Source organism: Pseudomonas sp. GW821-FHT05D12 (assembly GCF_059419825.1).
This window is the reverse complement of sequence record NZ_JBWKSN010000008.1, coordinates 262,867-278,595: the sequence shown is the minus strand read 5'-3', so window position 1 is coordinate 278,595 and position 15,729 is coordinate 262,867. Positions and strand designations below refer to the sequence as shown.

Genomic DNA, 15,729 nt, shown 5'->3' with positions numbered 1-15,729 from the left:
TTGCAAACCTGGGTTCTACAGCCCGCCCATCAACAGGTATTTGATCTCCAGGTAATCATCCAGGCCGTACTTGGAGCCTTCGCGGCCGAGGCCGGATTCCTTGATGCCGCCAAACGGCGCGACTTCGGTGGAGATGATCCCTTCATTGATGCCGACCATGCCCGCCTCCAGGCCTTCGGCCATGCGCCACACACGGCCGATGTCGCGGCTGTAGAAATAGGCCGACAAGCCGAAGGGCGTGTCATTGGCGCGCTGCAGCACCTCGGCTTCATCGCTGAAGCGGAAGCACGCCGCCACCGGGCCGAAGGTTTCTTCCTGGGCGATCAGCATCTCGCCGTGGGCTTCGGTGAGGATGGTCGGCTCGAAGAAGGTGCCGCCCAGCGCATGGCGCCGGCCGCCGCACAACAGCTTGGCGCCCTTTTCCAAGGCGTCGCCCACGTGGGCTTCAACCTTGGCCAGCGCGGCGGCGTTGATCAGCGGGCCTTGCTCGGTGTCGCCGTCCAGGGCGCTGCCGACGCGCATGGCCTTGACCGCCTCGGCAAGTTTGGTGGTGAACGCGTCATACACGCCGTCCTGGATAAAGAAGCGGTTGACGCACACACAGGTCTGCCCGGTATTGCGGAACTTGGACGCCATCGCGCCTTTGACGGCGGCGTCGAGGTCGGCGTCGTCGAACACAATGAACGGCGCGTTGCCGCCCAGTTCCAGCGAGACTTTTTTCAGCGTGTCCGCCGCCTGGCGCATGAGCAGTTTGCCGGTGCGCGTGGAGCCGGTGAACGACAGCTTGCGCACCACGCTGGAGGCCTGCAGCGCGCCGCCGATGGCCACGGCGTCACCGGAGACAATATTGAACACACCGGCCGGAATGCCGGCCTGCTCGGCAAGGACCGCCAGGGCGAAGGCCGACAGCGGGGTTTCTTCCGAGGGCTTGAGGATCATCGTGCAGCCCGCCGCCAGCGCCGGGCCTACCTTGCGGGTGACCATCGCCAGGGGGAAATTCCACGGCGTGATCGCCGCGACCACGCCGATGGCTTCCTTGGTCACGATGATGCGGGCATCGGCCTTGTGGCTCGGAATCACGTCGCCATAGGCACGCTTGGCCTCTTCGCCAAACCACTCCAGGAAGCTCGCGGCGTAGACCACTTCGCCCATGGCTTCGGCGAAGGGCTTGCCCTGCTCGAGGCTGAGCAACTGCGCGAGGTCTTTCTGATGGCTGAGCATCAGCTCGCTCCAGCGCTTGAGGCGCTGGCTGCGCTCCTTGGCCGTGAGCGTGCGCCAGGCCGGCAACGCGCGGTGGGCGGCGGCGATGGCCAGGTCGGTGTGCTCAGCGCCGGCGCGTTGGACGTCGGCGATCAGCGCGCCATTCGCCGGGTTGAGCACCGGGTAGGTCGGGCCACCGCTGGACCATTGGCCATCGATGTAGTTGCCAGTACGGATCAGCGGGTTCATGCCACGGCCTCGATCAGGTTGAAACGGTCCAGGCCCGGACGGGCCGCACGCAGGATGCGCTTGCCGGCGGTGTAGTCGTTGATCACATCGCACGGTGTGTAGTTGCGTTCCAGCTCATGCAGTTCTTCGGCATCCAATTGGGTATCGAGGGCGGCCAGCGCGCTGTCGAACTGCGCGGTGGTGTCGGCGCCGACCAGCATCACATCGACACCTGGATGGTTGGCGACCCACGCCTGGGCGATCTGCGCGTTGGACACGCCACGGGCACGTGCCACACGCTGCACCGAATGGGCGATATCGAACGAGGTTTGGTCGCTGTACATCTGCTGGGTGAAGAAGTCGGTCTGGTTGCGCGTCGATTGCACCTCGCCGGTGAGCAAGCCGCGCGCCAGCGGGCTGAACACCGACACGCCGAGGCCTTGGTCGCGGCAGAACGGGATCATCTCGCGCTCTTCCTCGCGGTAGGCGCAGTTCAGTTGCAGCTGCATGTTGATCGGCTTGACCCAGCCATTGCGTTCGCAGGCCAGGAGAATTTTCGCCAGCTGGCCGGTGAGCATGGTCGACACGCCGATGTAGCGCGCCTTGCCGGAGCGCACGATGTCATTGAGGGCGCTCATGGTTTCTTCGACCGGGGTGTTCACGTCGAAGTAATGCAGCATGAACACGTCGACGTAATCCATGCCCAGGCGGCTGAGGGATGCGTCGATGCTGTCCATGATGTGCTTGCGCGAATGGCCGCTGGCGTTGATGCCGCTGCGGGTGCCGTAGCCGACCTTGGTGGTGACCACGATCTCGTCACGCCGGGCGACGCGCTTGAGGATGCGCCCCACCACTTCCTCGCCGACCCCGGCGGAATAGAAGTCGGCCAGGTCGATGAAATTGACGCCGTTGGCCAGGGCGTGGGCGACGATCGGCTCGCTTTGCTTCTCGTCGAAGATCCACGGTTTCCAGTCCGGGGTGCCCATGTTCATGGTGCCCAGGCACAGGCGCGAGACTTGCAGGCCGGAGTTGCCCAAACGAATGTATTGCATGGGGATGTCCTCAGGCTTTAGGCGTGTAGAAAGGGTTGCTGATCTGGTTGACCACGTCCGCCAGTTGCGCGGTGTACGGCGTACCGGTGAGGGCGGCACGGATCGCGGTGCGGCAGGCGTTGTAGTTGTTCAGGTAGACGGCGTCGAGGTCGTCGCAGGCCGGGTTGACCCAGTTGGCGGTGACGATGGCCCACTCGTCTTCGGCCTCGGCCGGCAAGGTGCCGTCCAGCAACGCTTCGAGCACGGCCTTGGCGATCCCGGCCTGGGACGCGCCCCAGGTGGCGTTGCCGTGCAGGTCGCTGCCGATCGCGGCCTTGTTGACGTAGAGGGTCATGGGCTTGACCGGGATGTTCGGCTGGGCGATCACCATGAACGGGCAATGCCCTTGGCTGGGAGACGCCAGGCTGTTGGCGAACGCCTGGCCGGCCGGGCCGTTGCGCGGGCCGATCAGGATATTGATGTGGGCCGCGTTGACGCCCGGGCCTTCAAAGCCTTCGCCGATGTACAGATCCAGTGTTTTCATTTCGCAAACGCTCTTTGTTGTTATGGGGAGCTGGTTGGCGATTTTTTAGCACTGGCGCTGAGGGCGGGCGTAACCATTAAAAGTCATGGGGCTGTGAGTTTTTCTCATGCCCCCGGGAAAGCACGCTCCATCTTGATGATCTCGATGCAAACCGGGCTGTTGCCACGGCTGAAGGTGCCCTCGCCAATCTTGCGAAAGCCGCTCGCGGCATAGAATTTTTCGGCGGTGAGGGTCGCTTCCAGATACGCCTTGGCATGACCGGCGGCTTCGATGCGCGCCAGCGCTTCGCGCAGCAGGCGAGCCCCTACGCCATGCCCGGCGGCCTGGCCACGCACAAACAGTTTGCTGACTTCGTGGCCATCGATTTCCACGAACCCCTGGATCACGTCCGTGCAGGCCAGCCACACATTGCCGGCGACGATTGCCTCGCGGTACGTCTCGGGCGAGCGGCCATCCAGCCACATGCTGATCTGGGTGGGGCCGTAATCGGCGTGGCAGAGGCTTTCGACGGAGTCTTTATGCACCTGGAAAATGCCTTCGGCGTCTTCCAGACGGGCGGCGCGGATCAATAAATGACTCATTCCCTTGAGGTCCTGATTCGGGTCAATAATGCCGGTCTTTATAGCTGACCCACGTCACGCCAGCCACTCAAGAGCGTACATCTTGTGCGTTGACCATCTTTGTTACACACCATATAGTGTGCCCACAAACAGAACAGACCACTACATAGTGTGCAGAATCGATATTTACCGACCACACTACGCGCAGTATTTCAATGCCTAGTAGCCTGCAAATTACATATTTTTGGACGGGTTCACACGCCGTCAGAACAGACCAGGAAGGAGTATTTCAATGCTGAGTTGGGATGAAGTCGACAACGAAGACACCGGTGCAGCGGTGATCAAGGGCGCCAACGCCGGCCACGCCAGTGAAGCCAACATGGACCGCCTGGATGGCGCAGGCGCCGCCGCCGCGCTGGAAGCGCGCAACGTGACGGCCAACGACTCCGCCGCGATCATCCGCGCCAAGGCCGCCCTCGACAAACTCGACGTCGCCGAAGGCCTCGCCGAGCTGGAAGGCTCCGCCGCCCGCGTCGCCGTTGACGAAAAGCGCATGATCAACTGCCGCGCCGACCTCAACCAACTCGTGCCCTTCAAGTACGACTGGGCCTGGCAGAAGTACCTCGACGGCTGCGCCAACCACTGGATGCCGCAAGAGGTCAACATGACCGCCGACATCGCCCTGTGGAAAAACCCCGAAGGCCTGACCGACGACGAACGTCGCATCGTCATGCGCAACCTCGGCTTCTTCTCCACCGCCGACTCGCTGGTCGCCAACAACCTGGTCCTGGCCGTGTACCGCCTGATCACCAACCCGGAGTGCCGCCAGTACATCCTGCGCCAGGCCTTCGAAGAAGCGATCCACACCCACGCCTACCAGTACTGCATCGAATCGCTGGCCATGGATGAAGGCGAAATCTTCAACATGTACCACGAGATCCCATCGGTCGCGAAAAAAGCCGCCTGGGGCCTGAAATACACCCGTTCGATCTCCGATCCGAAGTTCGAAACCGGCACCGTCGAGACTGACAAGGAGCTGCTACGCAACCTGGTCGCCTACTACTGCGTCCTGGAAGGCATCTTCTTCTACTGCGGCTTCACCCAGATCCTGTCGATGGGCCGTCGCAATAAAATGACCGGCGTCGCCGAGCAGTTCCAGTACATCCTGCGCGACGAGTCGATGCACCTGAACTTCGGTATCGACGTGATCAACCAGATCAAAATCGAAAACCCACACTTGTGGGATGCCGAGATGAAAGAAGAAGCGACCCAGATGATCCTGCAAGGGACTCAGCTGGAAATCGAATACGCGCGTGACACCATGCCGCGCGGCGTGTTGGGCATGAACGCGGCGATGATGGAGGACTACCTCAAGTTCATCGCCAACCGTCGCCTGTCGCAGATTGGGTTGAAGGAAGAGTATCCAGGGACGACGAATCCGTTCCCGTGGATGAGCGAGATCATGGACTTGAAGAAAGAGAAGAACTTCTTCGAGACCCGTGTGATCGAGTACCAGACTGGCGGTGCGTTGAGCTGGGATTGATTGATCTTGTGGACGCTATCGCCGGCAAGTCGGCGATAGCGCCCTGAAGACCGCCATCGCTCCTCAGTTGGAAACCTGCTCCAGGAAGATCAGCTTCAACGGCTCGCTGAGCAGCTCATCCGCCGTCGCGGCAAACCGCTGAAAGTATGGCGTCGCAAAATGCGCATCGAGTGCCGCCTGGTCCTTGAACGCTTCACGCATGTAGAACGTGCCGGGCTCGTCCCGCAGTTCATACAGCACATAGTCAAGGTTGCCGGGTTCTGTGCGCGTAGGCTCCACCAGCGCCAACAAGCCTTCCTTGAGCGCCTGTTGTTTGCCTGGCTTGGCCTTGAGGACTGCGATCGATACCAGCGGTTTGTTCATGACGGTAGCTCCGTTAGAGGGCGGACTTGCGGAGACGCTGCTCGCAACGGCAATCATCGCTGCGCAGAGCCAGTATCCCAGGGGTTTGAGGGTGGGTTTCATGATCGGTACTCGGTGTGGAATGCGCCCATCTTTGCCCGCTCAGCCACAAAGAAAAACCGACAAAACGCGCTAACACTTTCATCACCAGATTGAAAATGAGCCCACGTTTTCTTGATTAGAAAAGCAGTCGCTATTTATGCCCAATCAAACCATCAAGACGCCCTGCGTCGGCCTGTGCTCTACCGTCTACGGTGACCTGGTCTGCCGGGGGTGCAAGCGTTATCACCATGAAGTCATCCAGTGGAATGGCTACAACGCCGATGAAAAGCAGGCGGTGTGGCTGCGCCTGGAACAACTGTTGGTGCAGGTGATGGCCAGCAAGCTCGAAGTGCTTGACCCGCAGCGCCTGCGCCAGCAGCTGGAAGACCGCAAGATTCGCTTCATGCCGCATCAGTCGCCGTATTGCTGGGCCTACCAGCTGATCGCGCGGGGTGCGCGGGTGATCTCCAAGCTGGATGCGTATGGCCTGGCGCTGCTGCCGGAGTTTCGCGAGCGCAGCCTGGCGGATTTGCGCGATGCGATTGACCGCGAGTTTTTCCTGCTGTCCGAGGCGCATTACGAGCGGTATATCGCCCCGGTTTTCTTGAAAGAAGCGTTTGGGCCGGCCCTGATCGCCACCCTCTGACCAACACCGCTGCCCCGTAGGAGCCCGGCCAGCCGGGCTCCTGCAGGTTCAGCGGGTCCAGGAAGCTTCGCGTTCCGCCTGCAGGCCGTACCGCTCAATCGCCTGCTGGCACACCTGCGGCTGCAGGCTCCCCTGCTCCACCAACGCCGTCAGCGCTGCCAGCACCAGGTGATGGCGGTCCACTTCAAAGAAATCGCGCAACGCCGCCCGCGTATCACTGCGCCCGAAACCATCGGTGCCGAGCACGGTGTAGCGCGAGTCCAGGTACGAGCCAATCATCTGCGGCACTGCGCGCACGTAGTCAGACACCGCGATCACCGGCGCGCCGGTGGGCAGGCAATCCGCGAGGTGGCTGGTGCGCGCGGCTTCCTGCGGGTGCAGGCGGTTCCAGCGTTCCACCTCGCGCGCCTCACGCGCGAGTTCGCTGAAACTGGTCACGCTGAACACTTCGCTGCTCACCTGCCAATCGTCTGCCAGCAACTGCGCCGCAGCCTGCGCCTCACGCACCAGCGTGCCCGCACCGAGCAGGCGCACCTGGGCGCCGGCGGTGCCTTGCAGGCGATACAGGCCCTTGATGATCGCCGCTTCAACCCCTTCCGGCAGGCTCGGCTGCGGGTAGTTTTCGTTCATCAGGGTCACGTAGTAGAACTCGTCCACGTCGTGCTCCAGCATCTGGCGCATGCCGTGGTCGAGGATCACTGCAAATTCGCCGGCAAATGCCGGGTCATAGGCGCGGCAATTCGGCACGGTGGCGGCCGTGAGGTGGCTGCTGCCGTCCTGGTGCTGCAGGCCTTCGCCGCCGAGGGTGGTGCGCCCGGCAGTGGCGCCGAGCAGGAAACCGCGGGCGCGCTGGTCGGCGGCGGCCCAGATCAGGTCGCCCACGCGCTGGAAACCGAACATCGAGTAATAGATGTAGAACGGCAACATGCGCAGGCCATGCACCGAGTAGCTGGTGGCCGCTGCGACCCAGGAGCTGATCGCGCTGGCTTCGCTGATGCCTTCCTCCAGGATCTGCCCGTCCGTGGCCTCGCGGTAGCTGAGGATCGAGCCGATGTCTTCCGGCTCGTAGCGCTGGCCGACGCTGGAATAGATGCCGATCTGCTTGAACAGGTTGGCCATGCCGAAGGTGCGCGCCTCGTCCGCCACAATCGGCACGATGCGCGGGCCCAGCGCCTTGTCCTTGAGCAGCTGGGTGAGCATGCGCACGAAGGCCATGGTGGTGGACATTTCCTTGCCGTCGGCCGCTGTGGCGAAACCGGCATAGCCCGCCATGGGCGGGATGCTCACCGGCGCAGCAAGCTGGCTGCGGCTGGGCACATAACCGCCCAGGGCCTTGCGCCGCTGATGCAGATAACGCAGCTCAAGGCTGTCGTCCTCGGGTTTGAAGAAACTCAACGACTCGGCCTGTTCATCACTCAGCGGCAACTGGAAGCGATTGCGAAAGGCGATCAGCGCCTCGCGATCAAGCTTCTTCTGCTGGTGCGTAGTCATCTTGCCCTGCCCCGCCTCGCCCATGCCGAAGCCCTTTTTGGTCTGGGCGAGGATCACCGTGGGCTTGCCCTTGACGCGGCGCGCGGCGTGGTAGGCGGCGTGGATCTTGACCATGTCGTGGCCGCCGCGCTTGAGACGGTCGATCTGTTCGTCGCTCATGCCCTCGACCAGCCTGGCCAAGGCCTCGCTCTGGCCAAAGAAGTGTTCGCGGTTGTAGGCACCGTCCTTGGCGGCGAAGGTCTGGAATTGCCCATCGACGGTGTTCGACAGCGTATCGACCAGCGAGCCGTCGGAATCCTTGGCGAGCAAGGCGTCCCAATCCGAACCCCAGACCAGCTTGATCACGTTCCAGCCGGCGCCGCCGAACAACGCCTCCAGTTCGTCGATGATGCGCCCGTTGCCGCGCACCGGCCCGTCGAGGCGCTGCAGGTTGCAGTTGACCACCCACGTCAGGTTATCCAGGCCTTCGCGCGCGGCCAGGGTCAGCGCAGACATGCTCTCCGGCTCGTCCATCTCACCGTCGCCGAACACGCCCCACAGGTGGCGGTCGGTGGTGTCCTGCAAGCCGCGATGCTGCAGGTACCGCATAAAGCGCGCCTGGAAAATCGAGCTGATCGGGCCAATGCCCATGGAGCCGGTGGGGAACTGCCAGAAGTCCGGCATCAACCATGGGTGCGGATAGCTGGAGAGCCCGCGCGCACCGGCTATTGGCCCGCCGAGTTCCTGCCGATAGTGGGCCAGGTCGCCCTCGTTCAGGCGCCCCTCGAGAAACGCACGCGCATAGATGCCCGGCGCGGAATGCGGTTGGTAGAACACCAGGTCGCCGCCAAACCCATCGTTGCGGGCGCGAAAAAAGTGGTTGAAGCCCACTTCGAACAAATCCGCCGCACTGGCGTAGCTGGCGATGTGGCCGCCGAGTTCGCCATACGCCTGGTTGGCGCGCACCACCATGGCCAGCGCGTTCCAGCGCACCAGCGAGGCCAGGCGCTCTTCCGTCGCAAGGTCACCGGGGAACGCCGGCTGCTGCTCGACGCTGATGCTGTTGATGTAGGGCGTGCCGTGGCGCGGTGTCCAGTCGATGTGCGGCGCACTGGCGTCGCGGGCCAGCAGGTCGAGGATCTGGCGGGCGCGCTCGGGTCCGGCGTTGGCCACCAGCGAGGCCAGGGCATCGCGCCACTCGTCCTGCTCCAACTGATCCGTGGCTGTGTGATTGACTGCACTCGCGAAACCGTTCATGGGCACCTCCGGGCTTTTTTTCCAGTTTATGTGGGTGCCGGAGGATTTTTTGCCTGTTATCAGGCGCAGATAGCAGAATTTTGAGCATGAATCACTGCCAATCCTGGTTTTACCAGCACGTTGTGCTCAGCCAACCCGCAAGCCCGCAAGTGTGTTTAAAATGCCGCCCGCTCAATGACTGACGTTTAACGATGACCCAAGACGCCCTCGCCACCCTGCACGCCCACCTGCTCACTGCCCTCGCCACTCCACCGAGTGAAACCCGGCGCCTGTTCCACGGCCGTGGCCGTTGCTGGCCGGGCCTGGAACAATTGACTGTGGACTGGCTGCAAGGCGTGCTGCTGGTCGCGCTGTTCAAGGAGCCCGAGGCCGCGCACCTGCAGGCCTTGAAACACCTGCTGCAGGCTGAGTTCGGTACGCATACCATTGCCCTGCAACACCGCTACCTGCCGCAAAGCACCACCGAATGGCTGGCGGGCGCCGCTGTCGACGAGAAGGTGATTACCGAAGGCGGGCTGCGCTACCTGATCGACCTGGGTAAAAAACAGAATAGCGGTCTGTTCCTCGACATGCGCTACGGACGCAACTGGGTGCGCGAACAGGCCAAGGGCCAGCGCGTGCTCAACCTGTTTGCCTACACCTGCGGGTTTTCCGTGGCGGCCATCGAAGGCGGCGCCGACCATGTGGTGAACCTGGACATGGCGCGTGGCGCGCTCAGCCGTGGCCGCGACAACCATCGCCTGAATGGTCACGACCTGAGCAAGGTCAGCTTCCTGGGCCACGACCTGTTCAAGTCTTGGGCCAAGGTCACCAACAGCGGCCCTTATGACCTGGTGATCATCGACCCGCCGTCGTTCCAGAAAGGCAGCTTTTTGCTGACCAAGGACTACCAGCGCGTGCTGCGTCGCCTGCCGGACTTGCTGACGCCACAGGGCACGGTGCTGGCGTGCATGAACGACCCGGCCTTCGGCGAAGACTTCCTGATCGACGGCGTAACCCGCGAAGCACCGGGCCTGCGCTTTGTCGAGCGGCTGCAGAATCCGCCGGAATTTCCGGATATCGACCCACAAAGCGGCTTGAAGGCCCTGGTGTTCCGCCAGGGTTGATGCCGAAACGTCCTACGCTTGCTACGCTAAGCAATACACCGGGGTGGTGAACCTTATCCCCCCCTTCCCGGTCGATACCTGCATTCCCCGGCCAGACCCGACGGTGTCACACCGTCGGCTGCCCCGTTTCACCTTTTGGAGAACCGCCCGTGATATCGACCCTGCATGTAGCCAGACTCAAAGCCTGGGGCGCCCACGGCTTTACCGCCACCGGCGTGGTACTGGCCTTCCTGGCCACCCTGGCGCTGCTGGAAAACTCGCCCAAGGCCTGCCTGCTCTGGCTCGGCTTCGCGCTGGTAGTGGATGGCGTCGATGGCTCCCTGGCGCGACGGGTCAATGTCAGCACGGTGCTGCCCAGCTTCGACGGCTCGGTGCTGGACCTGGTGATCGATTACCTCACCTACGTGTTTATCCCGGCACTGTTTATCTACCGCTATATCGACCTGCCGGAATTTACTCACCTGTTCACGGTGTCGGTGATCCTGGTGTCGTCGCTGTTCTGCTTCTGCAACGTGAACATGAAGAGCAAGGACAACTACTTCGTCGGCTTCCCCGCCGCCTGGAACGTGGTGGCGCTGTGCGTGTACATCATCCAGCCGGAAGCCTGGGTGACCTTGCTGACGGTGATCGGCCTGGCACTGCTGACCGTGACCCCGATGAAGTTCCTGCACCCGTTCCGGGTCAAGCGGTTCATGCCGATCAACATCGCGGTGACCACCATCTGGCTGCTGTGTAGCTTTTTGATGGTGATGGATTACCCGAATACCAACCCGTGGACATTTGGGTTGTGGTCGTTGATGTCGGCGTACTTCCTCGGGATTTGTATCTGGCGTACAGCGCTGGAGTGGCTGGGCAACCACAAATAGCCGCGCCGACACCAGTCATTTGCAGGGGCCGGCTTGTCGGCGATTGCGGTTCGTCAGCTCCAGAGAGAGTGGCTGATGTTGCGCTATCGCCGGCAAGCCGGCTCCTACATTTGGATCTGTGTACAGCAGGCAGGTAAGATGCAGGCCTTCGGTGTAGCCCCTTCGCTGCGCCCTTCCAAGAATAAGCCCTGCCATGCCCTTCGAACTCAGCGTTGACCTGACCACCCTCGCCATTCTCGCCGTCGTTGCCTTTATCGCCGGTTTCATCGACGCCATCGCCGGCGGCGGTGGCCTGCTCACCACCCCGGCACTGCTCACCGCCGGCATGCCGCCACACCTGGTGCTGGGCACCAACAAGCTCAGTTCCACCTTCGGCTCCGCCACCGCCAGTTTCACCTTTTACCGGCGTAAGCTGTTCCACCCGCGCCAGTGGGTGCATGCCATCGTCGGGACGTTGATCGGCGCCCTCACCGGTGCCGTGGTCGCGCACTACCTGCCTGCCGAAACCCTGAACAAGATGCTCCCGGTGATTGTGTTCGGCTGCGGCCTGTACCTGTTGTTCGGCGGCACGCCCAAGGCGCCGCTGGACGCCGATGCGCCGATCAAGAAGAAATGGCAATCCACCCAGGGCTTTGGCCTGGGCTTCTATGATGGCGTGGCCGGGCCCGGCACCGGGGCGTTCTGGACCGTCAGCACGATGCTGTTGCACCCCATCGACCTGGTGAAGGCCAGCGGCGTGGCGCGCAGCATGAACTTTGTCAGCAACGCGGCAGCGCTGTCGGTGTTTATCTTCAATGGCTCGGTGGACTGGATCGTCGGCCTGGCCATGGGCTTCTCGGTGATGGGCGGCGCGTTTCTTGGCGCACGCAGCGCTATCAGCGGCGGCGCCAAATTCATTCGCCCGGTGTTTATCACCGTGGTGCTCGGGCTGACAGTGCGCCTAGCCTGGCAACACTGGTTCAGCGTGGCCTAGGCGCCGAGCCACATAGAGGTCGATCAGGTAACGCGCAATCGAACGTGACGCCGGCAGCGGCGGCAGGTCGTGGATGTTGAACCACTGCGCGTCCTCGATCTCGTCGGCCTGGGGCACGATGTCGCCGCCGGCGTACTCGGCGTGGAAGCCCAGCATCATCGAATGCGGGAACGGCCAGCACTGGCTGCCCTGGTACTCGATATTCTTGACCTCGACCTGCACTTCCTCGCGAACTTCGCGGATCAGGCAGTCTTCGGCCGACTCGCCCGGCTCGGCAAACCCTGCCAGCGTGCTGTAGACACCGGTCACAAAACGCGGCGAACGCGCCAGCAGGATTTCGTCGCCACGCGTCACCAGCACAATCATGCTCGGCGAGATCCGTGGATAGCTGCGCAGGTCGCAGGCCTGGCAAAACATCGCCCGTTCCCGTGGCACCTGGACCATCGCCTGGCCACAACTGCCGCAGAAACGGTGTTCGCGCGCCCAGGTACCGATCTGCGCGGCGTAGCCGAGCACTTTGTACAGGGTGTGATCGCCTTGCAGCATGAAGCCGCGCAGGCCTTGCCAGCTGCAGTCGGGCACTTGCGCCGCCGCGTCGAGTTCCAGCAGGTACACCGGTTCGCCATCAAGGTGACCGATGCCGTGTTCGGCGAACACAGCAAGGTCCTGGCGCTTGAGCCATTCCCGGGGGAACAGCGGGCCGTTGGCATCATGCAAAAAGCCGTCGCGGCTGCGGGCGACGGCCCAGCCGCCGGGGGCGTCGTTGTCCAGCAGCGTTGTGGTAATCCAGCCTGGGGTCATGTCAGTCAATCCACGAATTCGGGTTTCTGCTTACTCATATGGGCCGCAATGGCCACGCGCAGGTCGTTGGATTGCAACATAGCCGAGTTCCAGGTGGCAACGTATTCCAGACCATCATTGACCGTATGGTCACGCATGTAGCTGATCATCGCCTTGGTGCCGGTCACCGCAATCGGCGACTTGGCGGCGATTTCATGCGCGATTTCGAAGACTCCGGCCAGCAGGCTGTCCTGATCGGCATACACCCGGTTGACCAGGCCGATGCTGCGCGCTTCCTCGGCGCCGAACTGGCGGCCGGTGTAGGCCAGCTCGCGCAACATGCCGTCGCCGATAATGCGCGGCAGGCGCTGCAGGGTGCCGACGTCGGCGGCCATGCCGATGTCGATTTCCTTGATCGAAAACTGCGCGCCCTCGGCGGCGTAACGCATGTCGCAGGCGCTGATCAGGTCGATGGCGCCGCCGATGCAGTAACCCTGGATCGCCGCCAATACCGGTTTGCGGCAGTTGTCGACGGCGTTGAATGAGGCTTGCAGCTCGAAGATCTTGCGGCGCAGCAAGCGTGCGTTGCGCCCCACATCCTTGCCGAATTCATTGGCGACCGAGGCCAGCATCATCAGGTCGATACCCGAGGAGAAATGCTTGCCGGCACCACTGAGCACCACCGCACGGACGGCGTCGGTGTCTTCGATCCATTGGAAAATGTCGATGATCTCGGTCCAGAACGCGGCGTTCATCGCGTTGATCTTTTCCGGGCGGTTGATCTGCACATGGGCAACGTTGCCGGTGAGTTCGACGACAAAAGCTTGGTATTCGGACATGGCAGTGATCCCTGACTGGCGAGTGATAAGGCCCGAACTATAACAAGGGTACGCCACGGCGCATCGGCCAAAACCGGGACTGGCAAAGGTAATGGAATGTTGTGAGGACGCGCTGCGTGCAGTGCCGATACATTTCATCCGTAAGGCCCGGTTTATCGGCTATACAATCAGGGCCACTGCCTGGAGCCGCCTATGCCGACCACGTTTCGCTCATCCTTGATCCTGGCCCTGGTGGTCGTGCTGACCGGCATCGGTGCCGGCTTGGGCGGGATGCTCCTGGCGTTGCTGCTGCATGGCATCCAGCACCTGGCTTACGGCTACAGCCTCGACAGCCTGGTCAGCCATGCAACCTTTTTATCCGGCGTGACCGCTGCAGCGCCCGAACGGCGCCTGCTGGTGCTGGTGGTGTGCGGGCTGGTCGCGGGGCTGGGCTGGTGGACGCTTTATCGCAACGGCCGCCCGCTGGTGAGCATCCGGCAGGCGGTGTCCGAGAAGATGCCGATCATGCCGCCCAAGACCACCCTCGCCCACGCCTTGCTGCAGATCATCACCGTGGCCCTCGGCTCGCCGCTGGGGCGTGAAGTGGCGCCGCGTGAAGTCGGTGCGCTGGCGGCGACGTGGTTGTCGCAGCGGGCGCGGCTGGAACCGCACATGCATCGCCTGATCGTCGCCTGCGGTGCAGGGGCCGGATTGGCGGCGGTGTACAACGTGCCATTGGGCGGCGCGGTGTTTGTGTTGGAAGTGCTGGTGGGCGCGTTCAGCTGGCCGGCGGCGATCATCGCCCTGGCCACCTCGGCGATTGGCGCGGCGGTGGCCTGGGTCGGGCTGGGTGCCGAATCGCAGTATGTGGTGCCGCACTTTGTGCTGAGCCCGGCATTGATCGCCTGGGCGCTGGTGTGCGGCCCGGTGTTCGGCGTGGCGGCGTATGGCTTCACCCGCCTGACCGGTGCGGCGCGGGCCAACGCCGCGCGCGGCTGGCGCCTGCCGGTGTGGTCATTGATCAACTTCACCCTGATCGGCGGCCTGGCGATGCTGCTGCCGCAGATCCTCGGCAATGGCAAAGGCCCGGCGCAACTGGGTTTCGACAATGAACTGACGATCGGCCTGGCGGCGCTGTTGCTGCTGGTCAAGGTGTTGATCACCACCAGCAGCCTGCGCGCCGGCGCCGAGGGTGGCCTGCTGACGCCGGGCCTGGCGAATGGCGCGCTGCTGGCGATCATCCTCGGTGGCGCCTGGAGCCTGGCCTGGCCCGGCGTGCCGCTGGGCGCGTTCGCGATCATCGGCGCTGCGGCGTTCCTGGCCGCCAGCATGAGCATGCCGCTGACCGCGATCGTGCTGGTGGCGGAATTCACCCGCATCGACCATGACTTCCTGGTGCCGATCATTCTGGCGGTGGTGGGCGCGGTGTGCGTGAGCAAACTGTGCCAGCGGCTCGGGTAAAAACCTGCAAACCGCTGGATAAAAACCGCCTCAAGCGCCATCCTTTGCGCTTTAAGCCGCCCCATCAGCGGCGCTCGACGCTCAAGGAAATGCCATGCACGCCCAACCCCTCACCGCCGCCGATTTCGACTTCATCGAAGAGACCCTGCTCAAGTACGGCGACGACCACTCGGTGCTGAACCTGGCCGAACTCGACGGTTACTTCACCGCGCTGGTCTCCAGCCCAGCCCAGGTCGACGTGGCCGAGTGGTTCCCGGCGATATGGGGCGGGCAGAACCCGGAGTGGGACAACATGGACGAAGCACAAAGCTTCCTCGAACTGTGCGTGCGCCACCTCAACACCCTGGCCAGCCAACTGGCCACCGACGCCCGTGGCTTCAAGGCTCGCTTCGACGAAACCGAACACCAGGGCCAGAACGTCACCCTGGCCGAAGAATGGTGCTTTGGCTACATCCGCGGCGCGGCCATCGGCAACTGGCCGGAACTGCCGGCGGAACAAGCCGCACTGCTGGAAAAAATCTCCTGGTGCGCCGAACAGGACAACTTCGAATTACCCGTCGACCTCGACGTGCAAACACACCAGCAGCGAGTCAGCGAACTCGAACCCGCCGCACGCGCGCTGCATGACTACTGGTTGGCAAAACGATAAAAAGCTGCAGAGCCCATCTGAAACCCCGAGTCGCCAAGCCGGCTCCAACACCTACCCGCTCTTGATCTAACCACTCAGGCCGGCTGCCAGGCCGCCGTGCTGTTGCTTTTGATCTTGATCCTAGGCGCCCCATCAAACACGCTGGCCGGAATT

Annotated in this window: 15 protein-coding genes; 7 read left to right on the top strand and 8 right to left on the bottom strand. The window is 62.9% G+C overall.

Annotated features, from left to right (window positions below):
• Positions 1-15 precede the first annotated feature (15 nt).
• The 4 genes from AC07SI_RS17440 to AC07SI_RS17425 form a co-directional block, all read right to left on the bottom strand.
• Entirely contained in the window at positions 16-1,449 is a 1,434-nt protein-coding gene (locus AC07SI_RS17440) for an NAD-dependent succinate-semialdehyde dehydrogenase (RefSeq protein ID WP_495006169.1), read from the bottom strand.
• Positions 1,446-2,480, bottom strand: a complete 1,035-nt coding sequence (locus AC07SI_RS17435) for an aldo/keto reductase (protein ID WP_065906695.1) — start codon at positions 2,478-2,480, stop codon at positions 1,446-1,448. The genes AC07SI_RS17440 and AC07SI_RS17435 overlap by 4 nt, the downstream gene beginning before the upstream one ends.
• 10 nt (positions 2,481-2,490) lie before the next feature.
• Positions 2,491-3,003, bottom strand: coding sequence for a formaldehyde-activating enzyme (gene fae / locus AC07SI_RS17430; RefSeq protein ID WP_065906694.1), 513 nt, complete (start codon positions 3,001-3,003; stop codon positions 2,491-2,493).
• A gap of 104 nt (positions 3,004-3,107) precedes the next feature.
• Positions 3,108-3,584, bottom strand: coding sequence for a GNAT family N-acetyltransferase (locus AC07SI_RS17425; protein WP_495006168.1), 477 nt, complete (start codon positions 3,582-3,584; stop codon positions 3,108-3,110).
• Positions 3,585-3,855: 271 nt separating this feature from the next.
• Between AC07SI_RS17425 and AC07SI_RS17420 the strand changes: the two genes are divergently transcribed.
• The gene (locus tag AC07SI_RS17420; RefSeq protein ID WP_005788524.1) at positions 3,856-5,106 is read left to right on the top strand and encodes a ribonucleotide-diphosphate reductase subunit beta; all 1,251 of its coding nucleotides are present in this window, start codon (positions 3,856-3,858) and stop codon (positions 5,104-5,106) included.
• A gap of 63 nt (positions 5,107-5,169) precedes the next feature.
• Here the strand turns inward: AC07SI_RS17420 and AC07SI_RS17415 are convergent, their stop codons facing one another.
• Positions 5,170-5,469 carry a putative quinol monooxygenase gene (locus AC07SI_RS17415; RefSeq protein WP_065906690.1) on the bottom strand — a complete coding sequence of 100 codons (300 nt, stop codon included), beginning with the start codon at positions 5,467-5,469 and terminating at the stop codon, positions 5,170-5,172.
• A 238-nt stretch (positions 5,470-5,707) separates the two neighbouring features.
• Here AC07SI_RS17415 and AC07SI_RS17410 point away from each other — a divergent pair, with 238 nt between their 5' ends.
• Entirely contained in the window at positions 5,708-6,196 is a 489-nt protein-coding gene (locus AC07SI_RS17410; protein ID WP_106804105.1) for a DUF1289 domain-containing protein, read from the top strand.
• Between the two features lie 48 nt (positions 6,197-6,244).
• Here the strand turns inward: AC07SI_RS17410 and mdeB are convergent, their stop codons facing one another.
• A complete protein-coding gene (mdeB, locus tag AC07SI_RS17405) occupies positions 6,245-8,923 on the bottom strand; it encodes an alpha-ketoglutarate dehydrogenase (RefSeq protein WP_495006167.1) in 2,679 nt (892 codons plus the stop codon).
• Between the two features lie 191 nt (positions 8,924-9,114).
• Between mdeB and AC07SI_RS17400 the strand changes: the two genes are divergently transcribed.
• From AC07SI_RS17400 to AC07SI_RS17390, 3 genes are all read left to right on the top strand, one after another.
• Complete coding sequence (locus AC07SI_RS17400) at positions 9,115-10,029, top strand: class I SAM-dependent methyltransferase (protein WP_495006166.1); 915 nt, start codon at positions 9,115-9,117, stop codon at positions 10,027-10,029.
• A 149-nt stretch (positions 10,030-10,178) separates the two neighbouring features.
• Entirely contained in the window at positions 10,179-10,895 is a 717-nt protein-coding gene (pcsA, locus tag AC07SI_RS17395) for a phosphatidylcholine synthase (RefSeq protein WP_065906682.1), read from the top strand.
• Between the two features lie 193 nt (positions 10,896-11,088).
• On the top strand, positions 11,089-11,868 hold the full coding sequence (locus AC07SI_RS17390) for a TSUP family transporter (RefSeq protein ID WP_495006165.1): 780 nt from the start codon (positions 11,089-11,091) through the stop codon (positions 11,866-11,868).
• Here the strand turns inward: AC07SI_RS17390 and nudC are convergent.
• Positions 11,836-12,669: an NAD(+) diphosphatase gene (gene nudC / locus AC07SI_RS17385; protein ID WP_065906678.1), complete on the bottom strand. Its 834-nt coding sequence runs from the start codon at positions 12,667-12,669 to the stop codon at positions 11,836-11,838. The genes AC07SI_RS17390 and nudC overlap by 33 nt on opposite strands.
• 5 nt (positions 12,670-12,674) lie before the next feature.
• Positions 12,675-13,487, bottom strand: coding sequence for a crotonase/enoyl-CoA hydratase family protein (locus AC07SI_RS17380; protein ID WP_106804109.1), 813 nt, complete (start codon positions 13,485-13,487; stop codon positions 12,675-12,677).
• Between the two features lie 192 nt (positions 13,488-13,679).
• Between AC07SI_RS17380 and AC07SI_RS17375 the strand changes: the two genes are divergently transcribed.
• Both AC07SI_RS17375 and AC07SI_RS17370 read left to right on the top strand, forming a co-directional pair.
• Positions 13,680-14,927, top strand: coding sequence for a chloride channel protein (locus AC07SI_RS17375; RefSeq protein ID WP_495006164.1), 1,248 nt, complete (start codon positions 13,680-13,682; stop codon positions 14,925-14,927).
• A gap of 94 nt (positions 14,928-15,021) precedes the next feature.
• Complete coding sequence (locus tag AC07SI_RS17370) at positions 15,022-15,576, top strand: UPF0149 family protein (protein ID WP_495006163.1); 555 nt, start codon at positions 15,022-15,024, stop codon at positions 15,574-15,576.
• The last annotated feature ends 153 nt before the right edge of the window (positions 15,577-15,729 follow it).